General features: G+C 57.8%; 25 protein-coding genes and 2 tRNA genes. 15 read left to right on the top strand and 12 right to left on the bottom strand.

The genetic code is table 11. From position 1 onward, the window contains the following. Nucleotides 1-64: 64 nt before the first annotated feature. From BM019_RS22305 to BM019_RS22290, 4 genes are read right to left on the bottom strand one after another with little or no spacing between them, the layout of a single operon-like run. Entirely contained in the window at nt 65-1,279 is a 1,215-nt protein-coding gene (locus BM019_RS22305; RefSeq protein ID WP_092420331.1) for a pyridoxal phosphate-dependent aminotransferase, read from the bottom strand. Next, entirely contained in the window at nt 1,276-1,914 is a 639-nt protein-coding gene (locus BM019_RS22300; RefSeq protein WP_092420328.1) for an RraA family protein, read from the bottom strand. The genes BM019_RS22305 and BM019_RS22300 overlap by 4 nt, the downstream gene beginning before the upstream one ends. Next, entirely contained in the window at nt 1,911-2,570 is a 660-nt protein-coding gene (locus BM019_RS22295) for an RraA family protein (protein WP_092420325.1), read from the bottom strand. Before BM019_RS22295 ends, BM019_RS22300 begins: the two co-directional genes overlap by 4 nt. After that, nucleotides 2,563-3,234: an RraA family protein gene (locus BM019_RS22290; protein ID WP_092420322.1), complete on the bottom strand. Its 672-nt coding sequence runs from the start codon at nt 3,232-3,234 to the stop codon at nt 2,563-2,565. Before BM019_RS22290 ends, BM019_RS22295 begins: the two co-directional genes overlap by 8 nt. Before the next feature lie 105 nt (nt 3,235-3,339). Between BM019_RS22290 and BM019_RS22285 the strand changes: the two genes are divergently transcribed. The 7 genes from BM019_RS22285 to BM019_RS22250 all read left to right on the top strand — a co-directional run bounded on the left by BM019_RS22285 (nt 3,340) and on the right by BM019_RS22250 (nt 9,208). Further along, on the top strand, nt 3,340-4,248 hold the full coding sequence (locus tag BM019_RS22285) for a LysR family transcriptional regulator (RefSeq protein WP_092420319.1): 909 nt from the start codon (nt 3,340-3,342) through the stop codon (nt 4,246-4,248). A 120-nt stretch (nt 4,249-4,368) separates the two neighbouring features. Next, nucleotides 4,369-5,187: an alpha/beta fold hydrolase gene (locus BM019_RS22280; RefSeq protein ID WP_092420317.1), complete on the top strand. Its 819-nt coding sequence runs from the start codon at nt 4,369-4,371 to the stop codon at nt 5,185-5,187. 55 nt (nt 5,188-5,242) lie between these two features. Continuing rightward, complete coding sequence (locus BM019_RS22275) at nt 5,243-5,620, top strand: VOC family protein (protein ID WP_092420471.1); 378 nt, start codon at nt 5,243-5,245, stop codon at nt 5,618-5,620. Nucleotides 5,621-5,738: 118 nt separating this feature from the next. Next, entirely contained in the window at nt 5,739-6,872 is a 1,134-nt protein-coding gene (locus tag BM019_RS22270; RefSeq protein ID WP_092420468.1) for an MFS transporter, read from the top strand. 268 nt (nt 6,873-7,140) lie between these two features. Continuing rightward, nucleotides 7,141-7,214, top strand: a tRNA-Cys gene (locus BM019_RS22265). 507 nt (nt 7,215-7,721) lie between these two features. Continuing rightward, complete coding sequence (locus BM019_RS22255; protein ID WP_092420314.1) at nt 7,722-8,264, top strand: lysis protein; 543 nt, start codon at nt 7,722-7,724, stop codon at nt 8,262-8,264. 149 nt (nt 8,265-8,413) lie between these two features. After that, nucleotides 8,414-9,208 carry a DNA adenine methylase gene (locus tag BM019_RS22250; RefSeq protein ID WP_092420311.1) on the top strand — a complete coding sequence of 265 codons (795 nt, stop codon included), beginning with the start codon at nt 8,414-8,416 and terminating at the stop codon, nt 9,206-9,208. Nucleotides 9,209-9,572: 364 nt separating this feature from the next. On the opposite strand, the gene BM019_RS22240 is transcribed toward BM019_RS22250, so the two are convergent. The 4 genes from BM019_RS22240 to BM019_RS22230 form a co-directional block, all read right to left on the bottom strand. After that, a complete protein-coding gene (locus BM019_RS22240; protein ID WP_139217386.1) occupies nt 9,573-10,040 on the bottom strand; it encodes a hypothetical protein in 468 nt (155 codons plus the stop codon). 578 nt (nt 10,041-10,618) lie between these two features. Further along, complete coding sequence (locus BM019_RS30595; RefSeq protein WP_139217385.1) at nt 10,619-11,272, bottom strand: hypothetical protein; 654 nt, start codon at nt 11,270-11,272, stop codon at nt 10,619-10,621. A gap of 1,360 nt (nt 11,273-12,632) precedes the next feature. After that, a complete protein-coding gene (locus BM019_RS30590; protein WP_139217383.1) occupies nt 12,633-12,983 on the bottom strand; it encodes a hypothetical protein in 351 nt (116 codons plus the stop codon). A gap of 1,298 nt (nt 12,984-14,281) precedes the next feature. Beyond that, complete coding sequence (locus BM019_RS22230) at nt 14,282-14,572, bottom strand: hypothetical protein (RefSeq protein WP_062822961.1); 291 nt, start codon at nt 14,570-14,572, stop codon at nt 14,282-14,284. 703 nt (nt 14,573-15,275) lie between these two features. Between BM019_RS22230 and BM019_RS30865 the strand changes: the two genes are divergently transcribed. Then, a complete protein-coding gene (locus BM019_RS30865; protein ID WP_175510706.1) occupies nt 15,276-15,470 on the top strand; it encodes a hypothetical protein in 195 nt (64 codons plus the stop codon). Nucleotides 15,471-15,644: 174 nt separating this feature from the next. On the opposite strand, the gene BM019_RS22220 is transcribed toward BM019_RS30865, so the two are convergent. Next, entirely contained in the window at nt 15,645-16,349 is a 705-nt protein-coding gene (locus BM019_RS22220; protein WP_345788667.1) for a fimbrial biogenesis chaperone, read from the bottom strand. 771 nt (nt 16,350-17,120) lie between these two features. Between BM019_RS22220 and BM019_RS22215 the strand changes: the two genes are divergently transcribed. The 4 genes from BM019_RS22215 to BM019_RS30860 all read left to right on the top strand — a co-directional run bounded on the left by BM019_RS22215 (nt 17,121) and on the right by BM019_RS30860 (nt 18,522). Further along, nucleotides 17,121-17,342, top strand: a complete 222-nt coding sequence (locus BM019_RS22215) for a hypothetical protein (protein WP_009044248.1) — start codon at nt 17,121-17,123, stop codon at nt 17,340-17,342. 329 nt (nt 17,343-17,671) lie between these two features. After that, a tRNA-Leu gene (locus BM019_RS22210) sits at nt 17,672-17,758 on the top strand. Between the two features lie 278 nt (nt 17,759-18,036). Continuing rightward, nucleotides 18,037-18,210: a YceK/YidQ family lipoprotein gene (locus BM019_RS22205; RefSeq protein ID WP_023965825.1), complete on the top strand. Its 174-nt coding sequence runs from the start codon at nt 18,037-18,039 to the stop codon at nt 18,208-18,210. Between the two features lie 162 nt (nt 18,211-18,372). Further along, on the top strand, nt 18,373-18,522 hold the full coding sequence (locus BM019_RS30860) for a hypothetical protein (RefSeq protein WP_007921689.1): 150 nt from the start codon (nt 18,373-18,375) through the stop codon (nt 18,520-18,522). Between the two features lie 300 nt (nt 18,523-18,822). Here BM019_RS30860 and BM019_RS22200 read toward each other — a convergent pair whose 3' ends face one another. After that, entirely contained in the window at nt 18,823-19,215 is a 393-nt protein-coding gene (locus tag BM019_RS22200; protein ID WP_037004792.1) for a hypothetical protein, read from the bottom strand. Nucleotides 19,216-19,565: 350 nt separating this feature from the next. Here BM019_RS22200 and BM019_RS31070 point away from each other — a divergent pair, with 350 nt between their 5' ends. Both BM019_RS31070 and BM019_RS22190 read left to right on the top strand, forming a co-directional pair. Beyond that, nucleotides 19,566-19,763 carry a hypothetical protein gene (locus BM019_RS31070; RefSeq protein ID WP_190304717.1) on the top strand — a complete coding sequence of 66 codons (198 nt, stop codon included), beginning with the start codon at nt 19,566-19,568 and terminating at the stop codon, nt 19,761-19,763. Between the two features lie 69 nt (nt 19,764-19,832). After that, a complete protein-coding gene (locus BM019_RS22190) occupies nt 19,833-20,219 on the top strand; it encodes a YfeK family protein (RefSeq protein WP_092420297.1) in 387 nt (128 codons plus the stop codon). Between the two features lie 103 nt (nt 20,220-20,322). Here BM019_RS22190 and BM019_RS22185 read toward each other — a convergent pair whose 3' ends face one another. Then, nucleotides 20,323-20,751, bottom strand: coding sequence for an N-acetyltransferase (locus BM019_RS22185; protein ID WP_092420294.1), 429 nt, complete (start codon nt 20,749-20,751; stop codon nt 20,323-20,325). 170 nt (nt 20,752-20,921) lie between these two features. Beyond that, complete coding sequence (locus tag BM019_RS22180) at nt 20,922-21,251, bottom strand: hypothetical protein (protein ID WP_085530614.1); 330 nt, start codon at nt 21,249-21,251, stop codon at nt 20,922-20,924. A gap of 338 nt (nt 21,252-21,589) precedes the next feature. Here BM019_RS22180 and BM019_RS22175 point away from each other — a divergent pair, with 338 nt between their 5' ends. Next, nucleotides 21,590-21,997: a hypothetical protein gene (locus BM019_RS22175; protein ID WP_085530615.1), complete on the top strand. Its 408-nt coding sequence runs from the start codon at nt 21,590-21,592 to the stop codon at nt 21,995-21,997. The last annotated feature ends 371 nt before the right edge of the window (nt 21,998-22,368 follow it).

Below are 22,368 nucleotides of genomic sequence, written 5' to 3'. Positions count from 1 at the left end.
GTTGACAGGAAAATCCCGGCGCGAGGCCGGGATTCCCAGGGGTAAGGCAGGCGCTTGCGCAGCGTTACGTCACGGCGCTGCAGAAGCGGTGGATGGCCTCGCAGGCCTGGCGCAACGATCGATCGTCCAGGGCATAGGCGATGCGAATGTAGGGGCCCAGGCCAAAGGCGCTGCCATGCACCACCGCGACATCGGCTTCGTCGAGCAGGGCATGGGCCACGTCCTCGTCGCTGGCCAGTAAACGCCCGCCGGGCGAGGTGCGCCCGATCAGCCCGGCGCAGCTGGCGAAGGCATAGAACGCCCCGGCCGGCCGGGCGCAGTGCAGCCCGGGCGTGTCGTTGAGCAACTCGACCATCAGGTCGCGGCGGCGCTGGAACACCGCGCGGCTGTGCTGGATGAAGTCCTTGGGGCCGCTCAGCGCGGCCAGCGCCGCCTGCTGGGAAATGGCGCTGGCGCCGGAGGTTTGTTGGCCCTGGAGTTTTTCCATGGCGTCCAGCAGCCAGCGCGGACCCGTGGCGAAACCGATGCGCCAGCCGGTCATGGCGTAGGCCTTGGACACACCGTTCATGGTCAGGGTGCGCGCGGCCAGGCGCGGCTCGACCTGGGCCAGGGTATGGAACGGCTGGTCATCGAAGATCAGGTGCTCGTAGATGTCGTCCGCCAGGATCAGCACCTGCGGCTGGGCCAGCAGCACCTTGGCCAGGGCCTGGAGCTCGTCGCGGCTGTACACCGCGCCGGTCGGGTTGGAGGGCGAGTTGAGGATCAACCAGCGGGTCCGCGGATTGATTGCCGCGGCCAGGGCCGCCGGGGTCAGCTTGAAGCCGCTCGCGGCGTCGCAGGTGACGATGTTCGGCGTGCCGCCGCACAACTGGACCATTTCCGGGTAGCTGACCCAGTAGGGCGCCGGGACTATCACTTGATCGCCGTCGTTCAGGGTCGCGGCCAGGGCGTTGTAGATCACTTGCTTGCCGCCATTGCTGACGATGCTGTCCTGCCAGCCTGCTTCCAGGCCGTTTTCGTCGCGGAACTTGGCGGCCACCGATTCGCGCAGCGCACGCACGCCGGCCACCTGGGTGTAGCGGGTATGGCCGCTCTCGATGGCCTGGATGGCGGCCTGGCGTACGTGCTCGGGGGTGTCGAAGTCCGGCTCGCCGGCGCACAGCGAGATGATCTGCGCGCCTTGTGCCCGGCGTTCCGCCACCCGGTCCATGATGCGGTAGGTCGCCGAAGGCCGGGCACTGGCCAGGCGCTGGTTGAGGCGCTGGATATCGTTACTCATGCACGGCTTCTCCACTCGGTCAGGTTCATCAGTTCCAGGGTCGAGCGGCCTTCGCTCAGCGCCTGCATCATCTGCGCCTCCTTGTGGGCGCGGGCCTCGCCTGCGGCCAGGGTGCGGGCGGCGTCGGCCTGGGGAATGACGATCACGCCGTCATCGTCGGCCACCAGCAGATCGCCCGGCGCGACCCAGGCGCCATTGAAGTTGAACGGCTGGCCTACTGAGGGCGCGCTGGCCTTGAGGGTGCCCTTGACCGAAATGCCGCGGGCGAAGACCGGGAACCGGCGTTTTTTCAGGGCGGCGATATCGCGCACGCCGCCGTCGATCACCAGCCCGACCACGCCGGCCACTTCGGCGGCCACGGTGAGCACTTCGCCCCAGTAACCGGCGATGAAATTGTCGGTGCCCACCACCAGCACGCTGCCGCGGGGCACCCGTTCCATGGCCAGGTGCAGGGCCAGGTTGTCGCCCGGCGAGCATTGCAGCGGGTAGGCCAGGGCGGCGATGAAGGCGCCGTCCCAGACCGGACGGATCGCGCTGTCGACGGCGCAGGGCAGGTGCGAGGCTTCATACAGCGTCGAGCTGCCGAGTACTTTGGCCCGCTCGTGGAAGTCGAGGGGCAGGGGGAGCGTGGTCATCGGACTTGCCTCTGCAGGTGGTGATAACCCAGGGCGGCCCGGGCTTCCTTGAGGGTCTTGCCTTGATCGATCAAGGCACGGATATCGGCTTCGACCGCCTCGATCTGCCGGGCACAGGCCGCCACTTCGGCGGCGCGGGCGCGGGGCACCACCACCACGCCGTTGGCGTCGGCGACCACGATGTCGCGGGCACAGACCCGGGCGCCGCCGATGGACACCGGCTGGTTCACCGACTGCACTTGCACCCGGTCCTTGCCGGTGCGCATGAAGCGACCCTGGCTGAACAGCGGATAGCCGTCGCCCAGGGCCTTGCCGACATCGCGGCAGACGCCGTCGATCACCGTGGCGGCGATCTGTCGGCTGCCGGCGTACTGGGTCATGATGTCGCCCCAGACGGTGCAGTCGGTGCGGCCGCCGTTGGCGATCACCACCACGTCGCCCGGGGCCACGTCGTCGATGAAGTCACCGACGGTGCCGGGCGGCACGCTGGCCGAGACGTACTGCACGGTGAACGCCGGGCCGACCACCACCTGGCGGTAGTTGTCCAGCGGCGCGATGCCCAGGCACTGGCCGGGCAGGCCGAGCTTGTCCAGGGCATCGGAGACGCCGGGGGTATCCAGGCCGGCGAACAGCTCGACCAGTTGCTGATCATTCATGCTCGTGCTCCACCGCGATGGCTTCGAACTGGCGGTCATGCATCACCTCGGCGACCGAGCGGCCAGCGCGCACCGCCTCGACCATGGCGTGCTGGCGACGGTCGACGCGTTCGCCCAGGTCGAGGACTTTTTCGATATGCCGGGCGGCGACGAACACCGTGCCGCAGCGGTCGGCGATCACGTAGTCGTCTTCGCTTACCTGGACCCCGGCAATCTGCACCGGCACGCCGGCGTCGAGCTGGATCACCCGGTTGCGCGCGCTGATCATGGTCACGCCACGGCCATAGACCGGGTAGCCGATGGCGGCGCTGCCGTCGATGTCACGGCTGTAACCGTCGATCACGCTGCCGCGGATCCGTTTGTGCTGCGCCGCGTTGGCGAGGATGTCGCCCCAGCAGGAAATGCCTTCCAGGCCGCCGGCGATCACCAGGATGCGATCGGCGCTGGCGATCCGTTCGACCACCGGGGAAATCAGGTGCACGGTCGGTGCGCTGTAGGTCTTGGCGCCCAGCCGTACGGTGCTGGCGCGGCCGACGATCTTCGGGCAGTCCCACAACGGCCGCAGGCCGACGGTGGCGCCAGGCAGGCCGAGGAAATCGAGGGCGTCGGACACCGTGTTGGTGTCCAGCGCCGCCAGGCGATCAAGCAAGGTGGCAGTGCTCATGGGGTAACCCCTGTGGTGACGGAGGGCCCCAGTGTCGACGAGCGCGTTTGATAGGTATATTACGAATCAAGTAAGTCTTGCATACGAAAAACCTATGGTGCCGTCATGATCAATTTTCGCTTGATTCGTCATCTCTGGCTGTTCCTGGCGGTGGCCGAGGAACAGAACTTCAGCCGCGCCGCCAAGCGCCTGGGCATGTCGCAGCCGCCGCTGACCGAGCAGATCCAGGTGCTGGAGCAGGCCCTCAAGGTCAAGCTCTTCGACCGTTCGCGACGGGGTGCCAAGCTGACCCCGGTGGGCCAGGCCATCCTGCCGGCGGTGCGCAAGTTCGCCGAGCAGCTGGAGCGCCTGGAGCTGGCCGTGCACGAGGCGGTGGCGGGGCAGTCGGGGGTGCTGACCATCGGTGCCATCACCACGGCGATGCTCGACGTACTGCCGACGCTGATCGAGAAACTGAAGGCCCGGTATCCGCAGCTCACAGTGTCGGTGCGGGAGATCGACAGCGTCGAGGCAATCCCGGCCCTGGAGGCCGGCGACATCGACCTGGCCTTCGCCCGCGTGGAGGGTGAGCTGGGCAGCAGCGTACGCTCGATTGCGCTGACCGAGGATCGCCTGGCGGTGGCGCTGCCCAGCGACCATCCATTGGCCGCGCGTTCGCGCATCAGCCTGGCCAGCCTGGCGGGCGAGCCACTGGTGTTGTCGTCGCGCAAAGTCAGCCCGATGTATTTCGACAACCTGATCGCCACCTGCCGCGCCAGCGGTTTTTCCCCGCGGGTGTTACACGAGGTGCGTTCGGTGGCTTCGCAGATCGCCTTTGTCAGTTGCGGGCAGGGCATTGCCCTGGTGCCGGCGTCCTTGAAAAAGGTCGCGCCGAGCAATGTGGTGCTGCGCCCGCTGAGCCAGCGGCTGAACGTGGTCACCACCGCGCTGGCCTGGAACCCGACACGCACCAACCCGCTGGTGGAGGAACTGGTGGCGCAGTTCCAGGGCAAGGGCCGGGTCAACGTTCCATAGGTTTGCCGTATGGATTCCTTCTTGAATCCGGAATTTACATAAGTCCCGCGTCCCCGGAGAGTGCGCGATGCACCGGCCGTCACCGTCTGCCGGCGGCGATTCGTCAAAGGAGCGTTCAACGTGGCTGCGCAAGCAGAATTCATCGCTACACAGGTGCCGCTGACCGTGCAGGGCGTCGAGCTGAGTATCGCCAGCCTGCATCGCGCCGGCGAGCGGGCGCCGATCCTGTTCCTGCACGGGTTTGGCTCGACCAAGGAAGACTACGCCGACATCGTGCGGCAGGCGGCTTTCGCCGGGCGGCCGTTCGTGGCCTACGATGCACCGGGCTGCGGCGCCAGCCACTGTGCCGACCTGGGAAAAATCTCCATCCCGTTCCTGCTCGACACCGCGCTGCAGATCCTCGAGCACTTCCAGATCGAGCGGTTCCACCTGGTCGGACATTCCATGGGCGGCCTGACTGCGCTGATGTTGGCTCATGAGTTTCCGGAGCGGGTGCTCAGCTTCGTCGATATCGAAGGCAATATCGCCCCGGAAGACTGCTTCCTCAGCCGGCAGATAGTCGACTACCCCGAGGCCGACGCCGAGCGCTTCTTCGACGACTTCATCGAGCGCGCCCGGCATGCGCCGGCCTACGCCAGCGCGCTGTATGCCGCCAGCCTGCGGCACAAGGTGCGCCCCGGCGCGGTGCGCGGGATCTTCGAGTCGATGGTTGAACTCTCGGATCATGGCGAGCTGATGGACAAGTTTCTCGGCCTGGGCTGCACGCGGATGTTCATGTACGGCGAGCAGAATGCCCACCTGTCCTACCTGGCGCATATCCAGGCCCAGGGCGTGCGGCTGGCGCAGATCCCGGCCTGCGGGCACTTTCCCATGTACTCCAACCCCGTGGCGATGTGGCAGCACATCGCCGAGTTCCAGGCCGGCGCGCACGCCGGTTGAAGCCTGTAACCTGCCGCGCTTGCGGCACAGCGTTTTTACGAGGAGCCGCCCCATGCTGATCGATCACCTTGACCATCTGGTCCTGACCACCGTGGACCCCGAGGCCTGCCAGGACTTTTACCTGCGGGTGCTGGGCATGACCCTGGAAACCTTCGGCAACGGCCGCATGGCGTTTCGTTTCGGTAACCAGAAGATCAACCTGCATGTGCGGGGGCAGGAGTTCGAGCCCAAGGCGCATCTGCCCGTGCCGGGCGCGCTGGACCTGTGCTTTATCAGTGCCCAGCCGCTGGAGGCGGTGATCGCCCATCTGCAGTGGCACAACTGGCCGATCGTCGAAGGGCCGGTGCAGCGTACGGGCGCCACCGGGCCGATCCGTTCGGTCTACGTACGCGACCCCGACCTCAACCTGATCGAAATCTCGCAGTACCTGTAGCGCGCGCAAACGCGTCGCCCCGTTGGCTCGGGGCCTTGCGCATTCCCATCCCTCTGGCGGCATTGTCTTGAACGATCATTCACGGTTGCCGGGCGTCCTCGGCATTGTTGTCCTGGGGCTGTTGCAGATCCTGGTCTGGGGCGGCTCGTTCTTCCTGATGGCGGTGATGGCCGGGCCGATCATCAAGGACACCGGCTGGGCCAGCCAGTGGGTGTATGGCGCGCTGTCCCTGAGCATCCTCGTCTCGGCGTTGCTGGCGCCCGTGACCAGCCGGCTGATCGCCCGGCATGGCGGGCGCGGGGTGCTGGCCAGCAGTGGCCTGGTGGTCGCCGCGGGGCTGGGGCTGATGGCCGCTTCGACAACCTTGCCGATGTTCCTCCTGGCCTGGGTGGTGATCGGCCTGGGCATGGCGCTGGGTTTGTACGAAGCCTTGTTCGCCAGCCTGGGCGCGCTTTATGGCGAGCGGGCGGGCAGCGCGATCACCGGCATCACCTTGATTTCCGGGTTTGCCAGCACCCTGGCATGGCCACTGGTGGCGCTGCTGATCGAGCACATCGGTTGGCGCGCCACCTGCCAGGTGTATGCCGTGCTGCTGGCGCTGACCGTGGCGCCGCTGTACCTGTGGGCATTGCCGCGCGGGCGCGGGTCCCTGGCGAAACAGCAAACCGCCGTTGCCGCCGTGGTCGCGATCGACCGGCGTATTTATGGGCTGTTGACCACGATCTTCGCCCTGGGCGCGGTGATCATGACGGCGATCTCCGTGCAACTGGTTTCCCTGCTGCAGGGCCTGGGGTACTCCCTGGCCGCGGCCATTGGTTTTGGTGCGCTGTTGGGGCCCAGCCAGGTAGGCTCGCGGGTGCTGCAAGTATTCGCGCGCAAGCGGCACCCGGTGTGGACTGCCTTGATCTCCGTCACCCTGGTGGCCATGGGGCTGCTGCTGGTGGCGCTGGCGCCTGGCGCGACGGCGCTCGGCCTGGTGCTTTACGGCGCCGGCAATGGCCTGCGCGCCATCGTTCGCGGCCTGCTGCCGCTGGTCCTGATGTCACCGGCGGACTATGTCCTGCTGATGGGGCGCATGTCACGGCCATCGCTGATTGGCCAGGCCCTGACGCCGCTGGCCGGCGGCTTCCTGTTGCAAGCGCTGGGGGCGGGCGGGGTGCTGGCAACGCTCTGCTCGCTGGCGCTGCTGAATGTGCTGTTGGTGGGGTGGTTGATCAGGCTGGTATCACGCGCTCCGCAAAGACCGTCATGACAGTCCTGTTAGTCTGTCGATGCCCGCCACAGGATAAAAGAAGCAGGGAAGGGGGCTTGCGCCAGACGCGACGGATGCCGGCGCCGGGCATTGAATTATTTTATTCCTGTTCTTGACATGCCCGGCGAACAAGTCCAGAATTGCGTCCATTCCTGATTCAGGAATGCGAAAAAACCCTTAGAATTCAAAGGGTTGGAAGCTAGATCAAGTTCGGGTTTCCAGCTTCGAGTTGTATGCCTTTGATGCGGTTGCAAAGCATCGAAAGTTTGGCCGAGTAGCAAAATGGTTATGCAGCGGATTGCAAATCCGCCTACGCCGGTTCGATTCCGACCTCGGCCTCCAAACTGAAAAGCCCGTAGATCAGCGATCTACGGGCTTTTTTATTGGCTGAAATTTACAATGTGTTCCGCATCTTTTGGCAAGTGTTCCGCAACCCCCCCCTCTATTTTGTCGGTTTGACGACTTCCCCGACACGGCGATAAACCCTCTTGGTGATCTCTTCGGAGGTATGCCCAAGCAGCTTGCTGGCATGCTCCAGAGCGATCTCGCTGGCTGCCTTTGGCCGGATATCCCTGAAAATTGACGGATGCTGGCCGCGAGCGCGGTATCGCCCTCTGCCGTGGCCTTGATGGCTGCTTTCTCCCTGGCCTCGTCCCAGCGGTTGCGTAGCATTTGCTGGCTCATCCGCAGGCCTGAGGCGTTGGTGATCAGGATCGACGTCCGGATTCCGTTCATTGCTCGACGTTCCAGCAGGTTCTCAAGAAACGCCGCCAGATCAGATTGCTTGCCGGCGTCCTCAAGGAGAATGCGCAAGCGCTTCTACAAGCGTGCCGAGCAGGTGCTGATCTGATGGCTCTGAGCTGGAGGTGGGGCGTGCTGGCCCTGGTGTTCGGAGCGGCAGTAGGTGCTCGCGTTGCTTGGATGTGGCAGACCGATGAGCTTGCCAATCAGGCGATGGAGTATGAGCGGCAGCTCGCTGCGAAAGACCTGGCGCATGGGCGCGAGCGTGAACAGGCCGCAGTAGCAGCGCTTGGGCAGACGGCGATGCACCAGGCGCAGCGACTCGATCTGGAGGATCGCCTGCAGGCTCAAGACAAAACACATTGGAAGGAGATGAACGATGCTCAACAAGCCCAGGCTCGCTTGCGTGATCGGCTTGCTACTGCTGATCTGCGGCTGTCAGTCCTACTCGACGCCGGAACCGCTGCCGCCCAGGGTGGTGACAGTGGGATGCGAGCGCCCGCCGGCACCGGAGGCCTGGTGGATGGAGCCCTACGTGCCCAGCTTGACTCAGTGCATGCTCGAAGAATTATCGCCATCACCGACGAAGGCGATCGGGGACTGATTGCGTTGAAGGCCTGTCAGGCCTACGTTCGCGAAGTCACCAAGTAAAAGAGGCGAGCCGGGTGGATGCGTCAACATCCAGCCCGGCCCGCCGAACTCGCAGACCCTTCCTGCAAGTCCAGCCGCGGCCTCTGCCTTGTGCACAAAGCGCGGCGAGCCTAACACCTGTTTATTCATACAGTAAAGACTTGCAAACAATGACCTCACCTATTATTCCCTGGATGGGCGGCAAGCGCCGCCTGGCCGATCGCTTGATCCCTCTCTTTCCCCCTCACGAATGCTATGTCGAAGTCTTCGCCGGCGGTGCCGCGTTGTACTTCATGCGCCCCCAGCCAGCCCCGGTGGAGGTGCTCAACGACCTCAACGGCGACCTGGTGACGCTGTACCGGGTGGTGCAGAACCATCTGGAAGAGTTCGTCCGCCAGTTCAAATGGGCGCTCAGCTCCCGCCAGATCTTCGAGTGGCAGAAGATGACCCGCCCCGAGACGCTGACCGATATCCAGCGTGCCGCCCGGTTCTTCTACCTGCAGCAGCACGCCTTCGGTGGCAAGGTCACCGGCCAGACGTTCGGTACCGCCACCACGGGGCCGGCCATCAACCTGTTGCGCATCGAGGAGAACCTCTCGACGGCTTGGCAGCGCCTCGCCGGTACCTACGTCGAGAACTTGTCCTGGCTCGACTGCGCCGAGCGCTACGATCGAGCGCACACGTTCTTCTACATGGACCCACCATACTGGCAGACCGCCGGCTACGGGCTCGACTTCCCGTTCGAGGAGTACGAGCGCATGGCCGACTTCATGCGGCGCTGCAAGGGCAGGGTGATGGTCAGCATCAATGACCACCCGGACATCCGGCGGGCCTTCGACGGCTTCCACTTCGAGACCCTGGATATCCGCTACACCAACACGAACCAGCGGCAAGGTAAGGCCGAGGTCACCGGCGAGCTGGTGATCATGAATTGGGAGCCGGCTGCGTTAGGAGGGCTGTTCTGATGCTGCTTCCGGGGGACCTGATCAGCTTGCTATACGCTTTCAACAGAGCGTTACTGTGGCTACGCAAACAAAGTGAGTACCCCATGGAAACCGCCGACATGTACCTTCAGACAATCCCCGCCAGTATTCTCGTCGCAGTAGTGCGTGGGGAGGTTGACCTAAACGAATTAGCTTGGCGTGAGCTGACCTCACGGGGGATGAACTCGGAAGGGAAGTGGGTGGGGTTTCAAGAGGCCGAACGACTACAAGCGCTCTGAAGCAAAGGCCTCGGCGTAGCCGGGGCCTTTGTTTCTTACTTTGAAATGAATCGGCGGATATGCTTTCATCAATGCTTTGAGTTTTCTATTCAGCCATTGCCAACCGCCTACTTGGTAGGGTTGAAAGAGACCTTCTTGGCGTTGCCGCTCCAGTACTTGGCACTCATGCAGGCCGTCCAGAACAGTTCGATGGAGTCTTGCTCCCCGTGGAGCAAGCCTCGCAACTTCGCAAGGATCTCCGATAGGAGAATCGTTTCGCCATGGCGCAGTTTGACAATCCACGTCAACTCCGCTTTCGGCTCGTTCCAGTAACAAACACCGCAATCGCCGATGTCACGGTCTCCATCTAGCGCGAGGTTCTGGGTCAGGGTTTCATAGGGATTGATGCCTAGGACGGGCTTTGAGTAGTTCAGGCGATGATGTTCATACCAGTCGTCGCGCTGCGCTTTGGTCCAGTAGATGACGACCTCGTCTCTGATCTGCGCCTTGATGTCATCAATGCCGCGATGACGATAGATATAGTCATCCGCGACTTCATCGGACATGGTGCTGCCAAACTGACCCAGTGTGATCATGCTGATCGGAAGATCCTTTGATGGAGGCAACTTCTGCGCCTCTTCGCCACCGTGTCCTCGGACATAAACTCTATAGATTGTCATTAGGTAATCCTTTGGTTGAATAACTTCCTTGAACGAATGTTAGGTGTAGCACAGGCGCATCTTTTCGCAAGAAGCTGAGGAAGCAGAGAGTCGAATAAGAGGATGGCTACATGTCACCGGAAAAGCTCACGGTGTATAAAAGATAAATTGGTCAAATCCGATGCTATTACGCAACTGAAAAGCGCCGGAATGTTTAGGGCAAATTTAGGGAAAAACGTGGGCCGTTAAAGGCCTTTATAGGCAACTGCCCAAAGCCGCTCAACGCGTATTTGCTGGCCTAAAGCGGCCTACGGATAATAAGGAAGGGGTTCAAATCGCGTTGAAGGCCTGTCAGGCCTACGTTCGCGAGGTCACCAAGTAAAAGAGGCGAGCCAGGTGGATGCGTCAACATCCAGCCCGGCCCGCCGAACCCGCAGACCCTTCCTGCAAGTCCAGGCCGCGGCCTCTGCCTTGTGCACAAAGCGCGGCGAGCGCACATCTGGGTTATGTCACGATCATGTGAATCCGTAACGATGGATATCATTTGCTCTTTCAGACTTCAGTGAACCGAGGCACTTCAAGTCTATCGAGATCCACCCGCCTTTAAGAACAATACGGTTTTCTTCTCCGGGCAGTTGCCGACCATAACGCGCTTTTCTTCGTTTATCTTTGTCAGTACCACATTTAGGTGACCACGCATCGACCTTCAGGTCCTCACAATCTTCGCGTGCGTTCCGGATCCACAGGCCCTGGTATATCCATGATTTCGCGCACTTGCTGTGGATTGATTCCGATGCCCAATCTAAACTCCAGTGTCCGGGAAGCTTTTTTCTAACCTTAGCCTCAACCAAGCTGGCGAATTGTTGCGAGCAGTAGGCGTTTGCCGCATCCCCTAGGGATGGGCTCTCTAGATATTGAGCACGATATCCGGTGTTTGCGTTATGGAAAAAGTCCACCAAACGCGACTGAGTGCAGTGAAGAGTGGCTACAACCCTAAAATAGTCGTGGGATTTGCAACAATGTTCTCGTACCATCAAAATTTTATCAGTTTTTTCAACTAAGCGATCTACGATGACCTGAAAGTCCGGGGCGTTTAGAAGTTGATCACGACGTTCAACCGCAACAGTCTCAGTAATTTTCCAACGGCTCGGATCAATGCGTGCGTACATGCTGAAAGTCCTTATTTTCCTGAGGGGGTATTGCGAGGACGGTAATGACTATCCAACGAAAATATGACATGGATAACAAGGCTTTCCAGCTAGCAGCATAGACAGCAAACGGAGATTCACAACGGCGTGTGGGAGGTAGCTTCAGGACAAAATGCGGAATGGGGGAGAAAGGCGCCGTATCTCACGAAACTGCGTGTCATGGGCGCCTTCCTCAATGACCAGTATCACGAACATCTGCCGCACGACAAAAGGTTCCGTACATGTGACATACATCGCTATGGTTGGTCGTGAGGCTTAGGGCAAATTTAGGGCAAACGCTGGGCCGAAATAGGCCGCGACAGCCCGCCGGCGCTTCCTTTTGACCCAGCAAATATAGGTCTATTGCGACCTGTCGAGTCCTTCGGTCGGGTTCGAATCCCTATCCAATTTTTATGGCTCTTTTATTCTTGAGTATCTGCGCTGCCTTCAGATTATATTGGGCTTCAATCGCCCAATATAATCTGAGAAAACTACTAAAGTTGGCTGCTTCCTATTGCAGAGACACCGGCTAAGATTAGCCAGAAAACATTGGCGTTAATTGGGCGTGTTTCATTTCCACCGACAGCGCTCGTTTGTCTCCCTTCATTATGATGATCTCCACTGTGAGTGGTGGTGCTGTCGACACCATCAACGTTTCCGTCTCCTATCATTTGTACGGTAGAGTGGGAGTGAGAACGGAATGAGTCTTCTTGAACAGAGCCAACTGCATCTCCAGTAAGGCCTCCACTAGCACAAGCAGTTCTTGATCCCGCATCCAGATCACGTCCGGCACCATGATCTACTCCTCGAAGAAACCGTCCTCTATAGTCAGGTAAATTGAATGTAGTTAGTGCATCACCTCTTCCATGTATGTCACCGATAACGGAGTAGAGATCTTTATATGCAGTTCGACTAACTGTACTTCCATCGCACACAAGCCAACCGGCCTTTGCAAGAGATCTACGACTTGCCTCGTGAACACTTCCAGCGTAAGGGATTATTGTTGCTAGTGGTAGTGAAGTGGAAATTAACGCAGGGTTTAAACTTTCAATGTCCATCTTGTAGTTTTCCTGGTTTGTTATTGATACGAACATTTCCTCTGCTGCTACGTACACCGGTTCGCTGCACTGTACGTAAGAAGTCAAAATACCCCCATAGAATAGAAAGCTTTGGGAGGGTTCGGACTGGGCGGGGGGCTCAAGGGGATGGAGTGTCTGTCGCTTTGAGTGCAGCCGGCGGGGGGTATGGAGCGCTGAGTTTATCTGGAAAGGTGCCAGGCGTTTTGGGGCTTGGAGCAGGGGGCTGTAAATAAAACGGTCCCCCCTTTTCGATTTATTCCGTATTAAACGGGAGTGAACGTTACCGTCGCACTTCCAGAGTTATCGTGGACACTGTAATGATCTACGATAAAAACATAAACTGGCTTGTTACCGTCAACTTTAATTGTCGTTCCTTCCGACGTGTTAACCGTAGAGTACCATTTTTCACAGCTTCCATCCTTGTGCGAGGTCGTATTGAAAAGAATGACCTGTTGTATATAAAGGTTCGGCCTAAATTGCATTGTATCTTCCGATAGCGTGACTGCGTACTGACCGGCCGCCAGATTTACAGGTATTGCCCCGCTGCCGCTTTCTGAAAGATTCGTCAGATTTATTGCCGAAAGCGCATTTATCGTAATTTTGGTATTAGACATGTCGTTGACTTCCTTGTTCGACCGAAGTTGGTCAAAATTACTATAGTCAGGTTTCTATTTTTTGGAAATTTCGTTTCTTCAATTTTTTCGATCATTTCCGAGAGCCCTTCGTAGGATAGCAGGCCCCACCAGTGCTGGCCGTACGCCCCGGCTTTTCAAGGCTCGCAACGACGGCTCAGAGGGAGGCGGGGTATCGGGGTGCAATTTAGGGTAAGCGGGAATCTGTAAGCGCCAGGATACGCCTAGCGCAATGGTCGAAATCACTGTTACAAAATATAAGAGGATTCGGTTGATAGTGAGGAAAGCGGGTAGGGCTAGCAATGTGATCGTGCGTACTCGCGGTGTTTACTAGCTTTAGACTAGTGATGTGCACGTATAGCTGTGGCTTTGATTGGTACAAAATTGGTACATGGGGCTTTTGGTTGGTCTGCGGTCCTTTATTCTTGAGGGCCTTAAGAAGAATGTGTCCAATCCATCATTGGATCGATTGCAATGGCTGATCTCTTGGTGGGGTTGAGCTAGGCGCTTGTAGGACGACGGCTGTCACTGGATCCTGAACCGCTAGGAAAGCCTGCGAAATCAGTTCCGCAATCAAAACCTTGACCCGCGCAGGCCGTGGGTCCTAGCCTTTCTAAAGAATGGCGCTTGCGGAACGGATATTTCATTAACCGATTGAAAATATTGAGATTTTATCTGGATTGCAAATCCGCCTACGCCGGTTCGATTCCGACCTCGGCCTCCAAACTGAAAAGCCCGTAGATCAATGATCTACGGGCTTTTTTATTGGCTGGAGGAAAGCAGGCGTTCCATCGCTTTTAATGGGGGGCTGGGCTCCGTGGTGCTTTGTCCTTCCTCCCAAGAATCCCTTGGATGAGTTCATTGGGGCTATTTGTGGCCTGCTACCTCCATCAAAATGCGTAATCCCTTATCCACCTTCCCATAACGAGTAGGTCCAACCCGTTGCACCAATGTGCCTGCTGTCCCCAGCGTCGGTGGCGTGGTTCATGGGACTACACGCGCCTGGCGTGTCCGGCCGAATGCTCAACGAACTATCAGAATTACTGACGATGGCGATCTGGAACTGATTGCTTTGCTGTGTATCAGGCGTAATCGCAAAGGAGTTTCCAGAGACAAGTAGTGAAGTGCTTTTGTCTAGATGTATTGAGCCATAAGAGCTCAACTAAATATGAAGGTTTCTGGTAGTCGCTAGTAGGATGAATAGGTTGTTTTTTTCCTGCGGAAATGGCCAGCATCTTGTACGATACTGGCCATTTTGTACATGCGCTTACTGCTAGGTATTACGCATTTACCACATTTTTCTTCCCGGCCGCGGCGACTGGGTTAAGAGTCCGGCCGTGATCCTTCACGAGGTTGTCTTCGATGACAATTACACTGTTGCAGGTGACGTAGTATTCAGTTGTTTGGGATTTATCCTGTATGGCCATCAAGTAACCCCTTGGGTCACTACGTTTCCAGGTATCACCTTTGCCTTGCTCTAATGGCCAGTAAGCGTCACTGCCGTCTTTCTCCCATGTACTGATTGCCACGTTAACTACTGTGCTTGCCCCGTTGGTGACTGTGATGCTCATGTTCATATTCCTTTTTGATTGTACATTCCATGAGTTGGCTCCCTATTTAAAATCAAGTTGCAGACTTGCCACTGCTACGGAAAAACGGTAGTTAGGTTAACTCATTGAAAAGTTGTGGAGTATTGACGGCAAGGCGAGTGATATCGGCGTCAAGGATGATGTCAGTTTCTTGTGCTGATATATTTTATTGCCCCTTTCGATCATGGCTAGGAATACAGTCAAGCCTGTAAACAGGTAAAAGCAAGGTGCCTTCAGCTTTATAAAGTGGCGGTTCCGACGAGTGGTAGAGTTAGTGTCTTAGTCGCTTATTTTTTATTGTTTTATCGCGTTTACTTATGTGGGTTCTGCATCGAGACTTTCAATCTGGCGTAAAGGTGCTCCATCGGTGCGAAGGCCTGGCTATCGAACCCGACAGATGACATGCGCTTGCGACGGTCGTTCGCTGAGCTCGGGCACATCTTCCAGCTGGGTTTTACAGCGCTAAGGTCATGCGGCTGAGTCTGGGTTAGCGGGGCGAATTTACCGAAGATCTGACGCTGCATCACCGCCAGTCGAAGGAATGAGCATGACGAATAGAATCGGTAGAAGCTGAGAGGCACGGATGTTTCGGTCTGTCAGCATGCCCAGGACAGGGCGATGGGAGAGGATGAGTTCAGCTTGGTAATGGAGCACTAAACGTGGAGTGATGTACTGTCGAGCCACTATGGTGCCGCTGGTCGTATTCTTCGGGATCGAAATCGCCTGCCCAAATGCCTCTAAAGTCGCAGCCCTCGCGGACGGTGACATGGCGAGGGCCATGAAGGCTATTATGCAAAGTTGCGGTGCGACGAAGAGGGGGCTGGTCATTTTTCTTGCTGTGGTCTTCATTGCCTGTTTCTCTCTGATCGACCTTGAATAGGGTTTGTGGGTGAATCGCTCTTGCGCACCCATGGCTCCATGCGTTCGGAAATGATTTTCTTTGTTTGGGGTGAAGGCTATTGGCGAAGTGTGTATTTCACTAAGAAGTGATATTCAGCCAATAACAAGGTGCCGGGTTAAGCGACAAACAAAAAATTCTGATCTTTAACTATGCTCAGCTGGATATGTCGCCTGAGTGTTGTACTGGCACTCCATCGTCGTTGATGCTTTCGAACTCGATCTTTGTTGCTCCGCCTGGAGCCAGGGAAGAAGCCCCCTCGATCGTGAATGATTGGCTGGAGTAGGGGGCCAGCATTTCTGCGGGAATCGGATAGTTGTTTGAACCGCTCTTGATGTTCACCGTGCCGAAAGAGATGTGAAACGCTGAGTCATTCCTGATTTCCAGGCCCGGCTTGCCCTCCTTGGGCACCATGCGCCATTGCAACCTGGATGGGGCCTGGTCAACGTCACCTGGCAAACCGGCGGGCCGGTAAAACAACTTGATGCGCTGGCGCACGGCAATCTGCAGGATGTTTTCATCCTTCGACTTCTGGGGGACTTCCTGCACGCTCAACCAGAACACCGACTCCCTGTCCGCGGGTAGTCCCATGCCTTGATACAGAATGCGCAACTGCTGTCGGGCGTTCCCGCTCAGGCGTTTCAGGGGAGGGGTGATGGCAAAGGGGACGTCCTGATCGGAGCTTGTGCTGAAGGGCTCGATCCAGGACTGGATCATGATGGGTATCGATTCATCGTTCAGCACCAGCATGGAAGTTTCTTTCTTCGGTCCGGTCAGTACCACTCGAGTTCCATTCAATGAGATACCGGCATGGGAGGGCAGAGCAAACAACGACAGAAGTCCGGCAAACACCACATTCATGGCAAGGGACCTGTTCATGGGATTTCTCGAAAGTGTTGAAAGAGACATCGGTGCGCTTCTTTCTTATGGCGTGTTCATTAGTCAGTGCGGGTGATTGTGGGACTTTCATCGCATGCCTTTATAAATGCCTGGGCATACTAGTGGCACTGGACTTTCCCAGGTTCAGTCGATTCTTAAAGCACTGCGGACCCCAGGGGCCCAGGGATAGACGTGCACAATCGGGAGTGTTCCGCGACTTTTGGCAGGTATTGCGCAACCTGCTCGCTATATTGATGGCGTCCCATCCACCGCCTCGCTATCGCAGCCCGTTCAAGTTATTGGCTTGGCGGGTAAGGGAGTGCCCTGTTCGCCGAGTTGGATAAGCAGCAAGTCAGCCCCGCCTCGAACGCTTGCGTCGATACGCTAGCCCGTCCGATCACCGCTCAACCGAGGTACTCGCACGCATGCTTCTGCCGGCTACGCCCAGGTTTCCTCAAGCCGTTCAGGTTTCTTCAGAATTGTCTTCGAGACATGCGCGACCGCTCTGATTAGAGTGGTCCCGCTTGCCCGGCCAGGTGTGTTTACGATGGATTGCTGAACGGCCAACAGCTGGTCAGGGTGGGCGCCTATTCAGGCTGAAGCAGCCGCAGGCCTGTCTCTTCGACTCTGCTGGCCCGTAGCTTTAGCCATCCCACGATCCCCAAGTCAGTTGGGTTCCACCGTACGTCGTACACGACGAACCCATCGAGACATTGCGCCCTCTACCGAATACACATTCCTGGAGAGTCGGCCATGTACGATGACGCGAAAGTGCAGGCGTTTTCCGCCTTCCATGACTTGCTGACGAACCCTGAAGTCCGGATGGATGCGCAGGAGCAGTACGATGAACTGCTGCGGCTTGTCGACAACTTCAAGGCCAAGGGGATTATCGACGGGGAAGAGCGCAAGACTCTGATAGAGGTGGCGACGGTCGCTTATGCGCGCGCGGTGGAAGGCGTCGGGAGCGGCACCTAGGCGATCCGACTGCTCCGTCCATTCAGTTACAAGTCTTTTGAAATCAGTTGGTTACGATGTTTTCAGTGTGCTAACCTGCCGGCCTGTTTTTATCAGTGGCATGCAGCCTTCTTCTGCGCCGGTTCGATTCCGGCCGTAGCCCCCACCGATAGAAACAGCTCTGTAGATCTATGATTTACGGAGCTTTTTGTTTATGGGCAGGCTCGATATTCAGTCTTGAATTTGACGCCAACGAACTTGCTTCAAAGGGAGGGGATGTATATATTTCACCCCCTTGCCGCAAGGCGCTGAAACGGCTCACGCCTTTCAGACTGCAACACCGCGCTACCGCCCGAATGGCGAAACTGGTAGACGCATGGGACTTAAAATCCCCCGCTCGTAAGGGCGTGCCGGTTCGATTCCGGCTTCGGGCACCATCTATTTCAAGGGTTTGCTGGCGAAAGCTGATGCAAACCCTTGTTCGTTTCCGCTCCGCAAATTCAAATCCGCTCTGAGATTTACGCGGTTGGAGAGGCTTTCTTGCCTTTCTGCTGGCGGATGTATTTTTTGTCATTACCACTGGGCAAAAGTCACTGGCGTATTGCAGAGAGGTCTACGCAGCTCTGCAGATGGATGTAATAAGGACATTAGGTGTTTCCGGAAAGTGATTCTGCTGGTGTTGGTCAATTGCCTGAGCGGCTGCGCCGCGGTGGCGATGCGCATGGACTACGACCACCCTTGCCCCTACAAGGGCGTGCGCCTGGACTGGTGGTTGGTAGGCACCTCCCATGGAAAGCTGATTCCCTTTTTACTGATCGACGCGCCGTTTTCCTTGGTGGTCGATACAGTGTTTTTTCCATTCGAGTATCAGTACAGCTGCAATGACTAATCTGTTTTGGCGCAACTCGCCTGCGGCCTTGGGTGATGCGTATTCGCCATTAGCACACCAGCCCTAATCGTCTGCTGCCGAGGCCGGGCATATAGTGCGGACGACCATCCTCGTCGGGGTGGCTCTCACAAGAAAGTGCCGATACGAAAAAGGAGATTCACCATGTCATTCAAGAAAATCGTCTACGCCTCCGCAGTGGTCCTGGCCCTCACCGCCTCGAACGCCCACGCATTCGCCAGAGACTGTAACGACTCGCTGTGGAAGTTCAGCGGCATCGAAGCACTGACCTGCATCTTCTCGGGCCAATGGTAATTTGCCGTTTCCTGGGTTGAAGCTGTCCCAACGACAAGGCTGACTGTGAATGACCGCTCAATCCGGTCAGCCTTGTTGCTTTTCCATTCGGGCGCAAATCGCGCTGCACTCAATCCCCCATCCAGGCTGCGTCGATAGTTGCCGACTGCGGAGAAGGCTGAAAGAGAGGGTTCTGCTGGCGGGTAAAACGCAGCAGTCTGCAAGGCATTCTGGATGCCTGATCTTCGATATGACGGTCAATGAGTACCCGAGTGCTACGTTCACCCCGTCACGGCCTGCAACATCCTGCGATGTCGGGCGTCAAGTCTCGGTTTTATCGTGTTTTTCAGGTGAGTTTTTTCTGTTGAAGCGTGCCGAGATGTCTTGGTAGGTCTCGTTATCGGTTGCCGCAAGCAGTGTCTGACCATCCTTCAAGGTGGCCAGAAATGTCACCTCGGTATTGTGGCCCGCCAGAAGATAGCCGGCGACGGCTCCTACCGGCCCAAGAAACATGGCACCCACCACTCCAAGGCCTATGGCGCTCTTAATGTTCTTGTTCGAGTCGGTATTTTCGACGGTCAGGTCCTTGAACTCGGAGACGAGAAAACTTTTCCCTATCAGCGGCTTATTGGCGGTTTTGAGCGTGATGGTTCCGCGCAGATACTCCGCGTCACCCTGGGGGAAGTCACCGGCCAGCACTATGATCTTTGCCATCTGGAAAGGGGCCCTGGGCGATCATTTTTAGGGGGCCATTGCGCGCCTTAAGGGATAGGGCGTCAACGCTGCGACGACGACTGGCGGCACCATTGGTCTATGACGGGGCAGAAGCGCTGCCGGGCCTGGGCATGGACAGGCATGCGTGGCAAAGACGGGCTGAGGCGGCAAGGCTCAAGGCTGCGCTCGAAGTGGCATTTGAGGCTCGGAGGCGCCAGGTATCGACAAAGGGGAGAGTGGATGCAGGCGTCCAAGTGCTGGCCGGGCGAGTTTGGATCGGTGTGGAACAGCGGATACACTTGCCGCCAAGCCTCTGGTGGGCTGGACGGATGAACCAAGGAAGCGTTTCAGTGATTATTATTCAAAACCCGGCACCCAAACTGTCTTATGCAGAACTTGCCAAGATGATTGAGCAGAAGAGGGCGGTAGAGCAGGTCAATCTGCTTGACGCCAAATTGAATCCAGCCTTCCTGGCCAAGCTTGAAGCCGCGATAGAACAGGCGGATGTGCAGCAAGGCGTTCAGCCGGTTTTCCCTATCGAAGTTTGACCGACCTGGCGCCGGGTAATGCTCGACCAGATCCGACAACAATGCTCAGTTTCAAGACAAGGACGAATGATGCGAATTTTTACCGGTGAACGGGCTCGATGGCTGATGGCGGCAGGTATCACCGTCTTGGCAATGACGACTAACGCGCAGGCGCAAACAACGCCTCAGGCTGCCCGGGAGATAAAGGGCTTGCTGGATTTTGTCGAGCACAGCCAATGCCAGTTCGTGCGTAATGGCACCGAGTATCCAGCCCCCCAGGCACGGCAGCACCTGGAGAAAAAACTGAATTACCTCGAGGGCAAGAACATGGTGACCAGCGCGGAGGACTTTATCGACCTCGCGGCCACTAAAAGCAGCATGAGTGGCAAGGCTTATGAGGTGCACTGCGCTGCTGGATCGCAACCGGCAAGCGCCTGGTTGAAGGCCGAGTTGCAGAGGCAGCGTCAGCCTCATTGATTCAGTTTTTGGCCAGCAAAGCCCAGCTCGTACGCTGGGCTTTTGGGTTTTTTGGAGGGCAATAAAAAGCCAGGGCGGGATATACCGTGACGGGCTACATGGATCAGAGCGGGGGGCTGCTCATAAGGTATTCCTGCTGCCCCGTTTGCTCATCCGTCTGCTCGTGGGTCACGACAAAGCCTTGTGCCAGGTAAAAGCCGCAGCTGGCCGTATTGTCCTTGTACACCGCCAGGCTCAACACGGGACGCTGTGCCCTGGCATGGGCGAGCAGTTGCTTGCCAATCCCCTTGGCCTGGAATGCAGGTGCAACAAAGAGGGCGGCCAACTGGTCGTCGTGCAGCGAATAGAAGCCCCGCACTTTGGATTGTCGCTCGATGACATAGGTCTCTGACGCCGGGAGGTACAGGTTGCGCATGTTGTCGACTTGCGACTGCCAGAATGAGGCGTCGATAAAATTGTGGGCTTTCAGCGAAGCCTGCAGCCAGATGTCCAGCACGGCATCCATATCTTGCTGTTCAAATTTTCTGATCATTTCTCTTGCACTTTTCCTGACAACGGGTTGCAGGCTAGAAGCAGGCGCTGGCCAGTTCAAGAGCCGACATATTAAAAGATGCAGGAGTGCGGCGGGGGAGGCGACCGACTGATCGAGGATCAGGCGGTCGCAGTCGGATATCAAGGCTCCACTGATGCAGTACGGATCAGTCAGGAGATGTGTGGGATTTTGTCGATGTACGCGATTCGCTCGCCGTTGTGGAAGATTTCAACCGCGCTGTAGAGCGTGGCGTTGGGCGGCAGCACCCGGGTGAACCTGACTTGCGTGCAGGTGATTGCCTGAATCCAATCCCCTGGCCTTTGGTACAGGTGCAGATCCAGCAGGAGTATTGCCGGGTTGATACCCTGCGGGACTCGTACCGTCAGATAGGCCTTGACCCCTGGGTTGGCAACTTCAACGTCTCCAACGACATGAAGTTCGTCCGGTTTGGGTGGCATGGTGTCCAGCCAGGCATGCCAGTTCGTGCAGTTCGTGATCATTTTTCCGTTCCTTGAGAAATGAAACCCGAAGCTTGAGGTACTGCGGTTTCGCATGGCGCTTCGTGTGCCATCGAATCGAATGTCGGCTGCCCAATCCTCCATATCCAAGAGCGGCGCTGAAGAGGTCGGATGAATACGACCGGAAGTCCATGGTTAAAGGTGTAGATGACGAACGGGACAGGGCACCACGGTCTGGACGAGCGGTACCCATTGGCTGTGCCCGGGCCGTCATTTTCCCCTGACTTTTGGCGCATATCGAACGTGATCTTTATTCGTTTGCGTGTCCTTATAGGCCGCTGAAGCACTAGCGTTTTGCCGCGCTCACAAGGAGGTTCCAAGTGATAGCAAAGCTGTTTGTGACGATCGGGATTATCTTCTACGCCGTTGTGGTGCCGGTGCTGGAGATCAATCAGACCCATGTTTTCAACCCGGCCTGGGAGCCGCACGCACGGTTGCATGAGGTCTGGCAGCTGTTCACCAATACGGCGATCGGTGCATTCAGCCTGTGGCTGGTGTGGTTGAAGGGCAACCTTCGCCTGTCCAGCCTGCTGACGGTGTTCGTCACGGGTGGCTTCTTGCTGGCTTACGGGCTTCGGCAGTCTTACGGTGGGTCGATGGTGCTCACCGATGGCTCTGAGAAGTTGATCCTGGGCATCAACCTGGGGCTTTTTGCCTACACCCTGGCGATCCTGCTGGCGGCGATCGCGGTTGCGATCGACCGGCGCCAACCAAGGGCGCGACTCTGAGCCAGAGCGGTTCTGTAGCAGCAAGAAAGCAGAAGCCCGGACATGGCCGGGCTTCGTTGGATGGGGGCCTGTTCAGCGCGAAGAATAGGGCTTGCCTTCACGCCCCGCGTTTTCTACCGACAACCTGCGTCTACGCCTTTGAACCCAGCTCCAGAGTGCGTGCACAGGGTGAATGAACATCGCCAGCACGCACAGCAGCAGGACAATGAAGATGGACATCAGACCGAGACCTTCATGGGAAAACATCGTGGGTTACTCCTGTAGTTCACTTTGTCGGTCCCAGAAGGGTAGGCACTCAGATGCTTCGCTTCATGAAGGTTACTTAAAGATAGTTTCATCTTTGTCCGAGCCATGAGGGCAGAAGAGGGCGC

This window comes from Pseudomonas sp. NFPP07 (assembly GCF_900115645.1).
GTDB lineage: Bacteria > Pseudomonadota > Gammaproteobacteria > Pseudomonadales > Pseudomonadaceae > Aquipseudomonas > Aquipseudomonas chlororaphis.
Note: the sequence above shows the minus strand (reverse complement) of the source record. Positions and strands in the feature narration are given on the sequence as shown.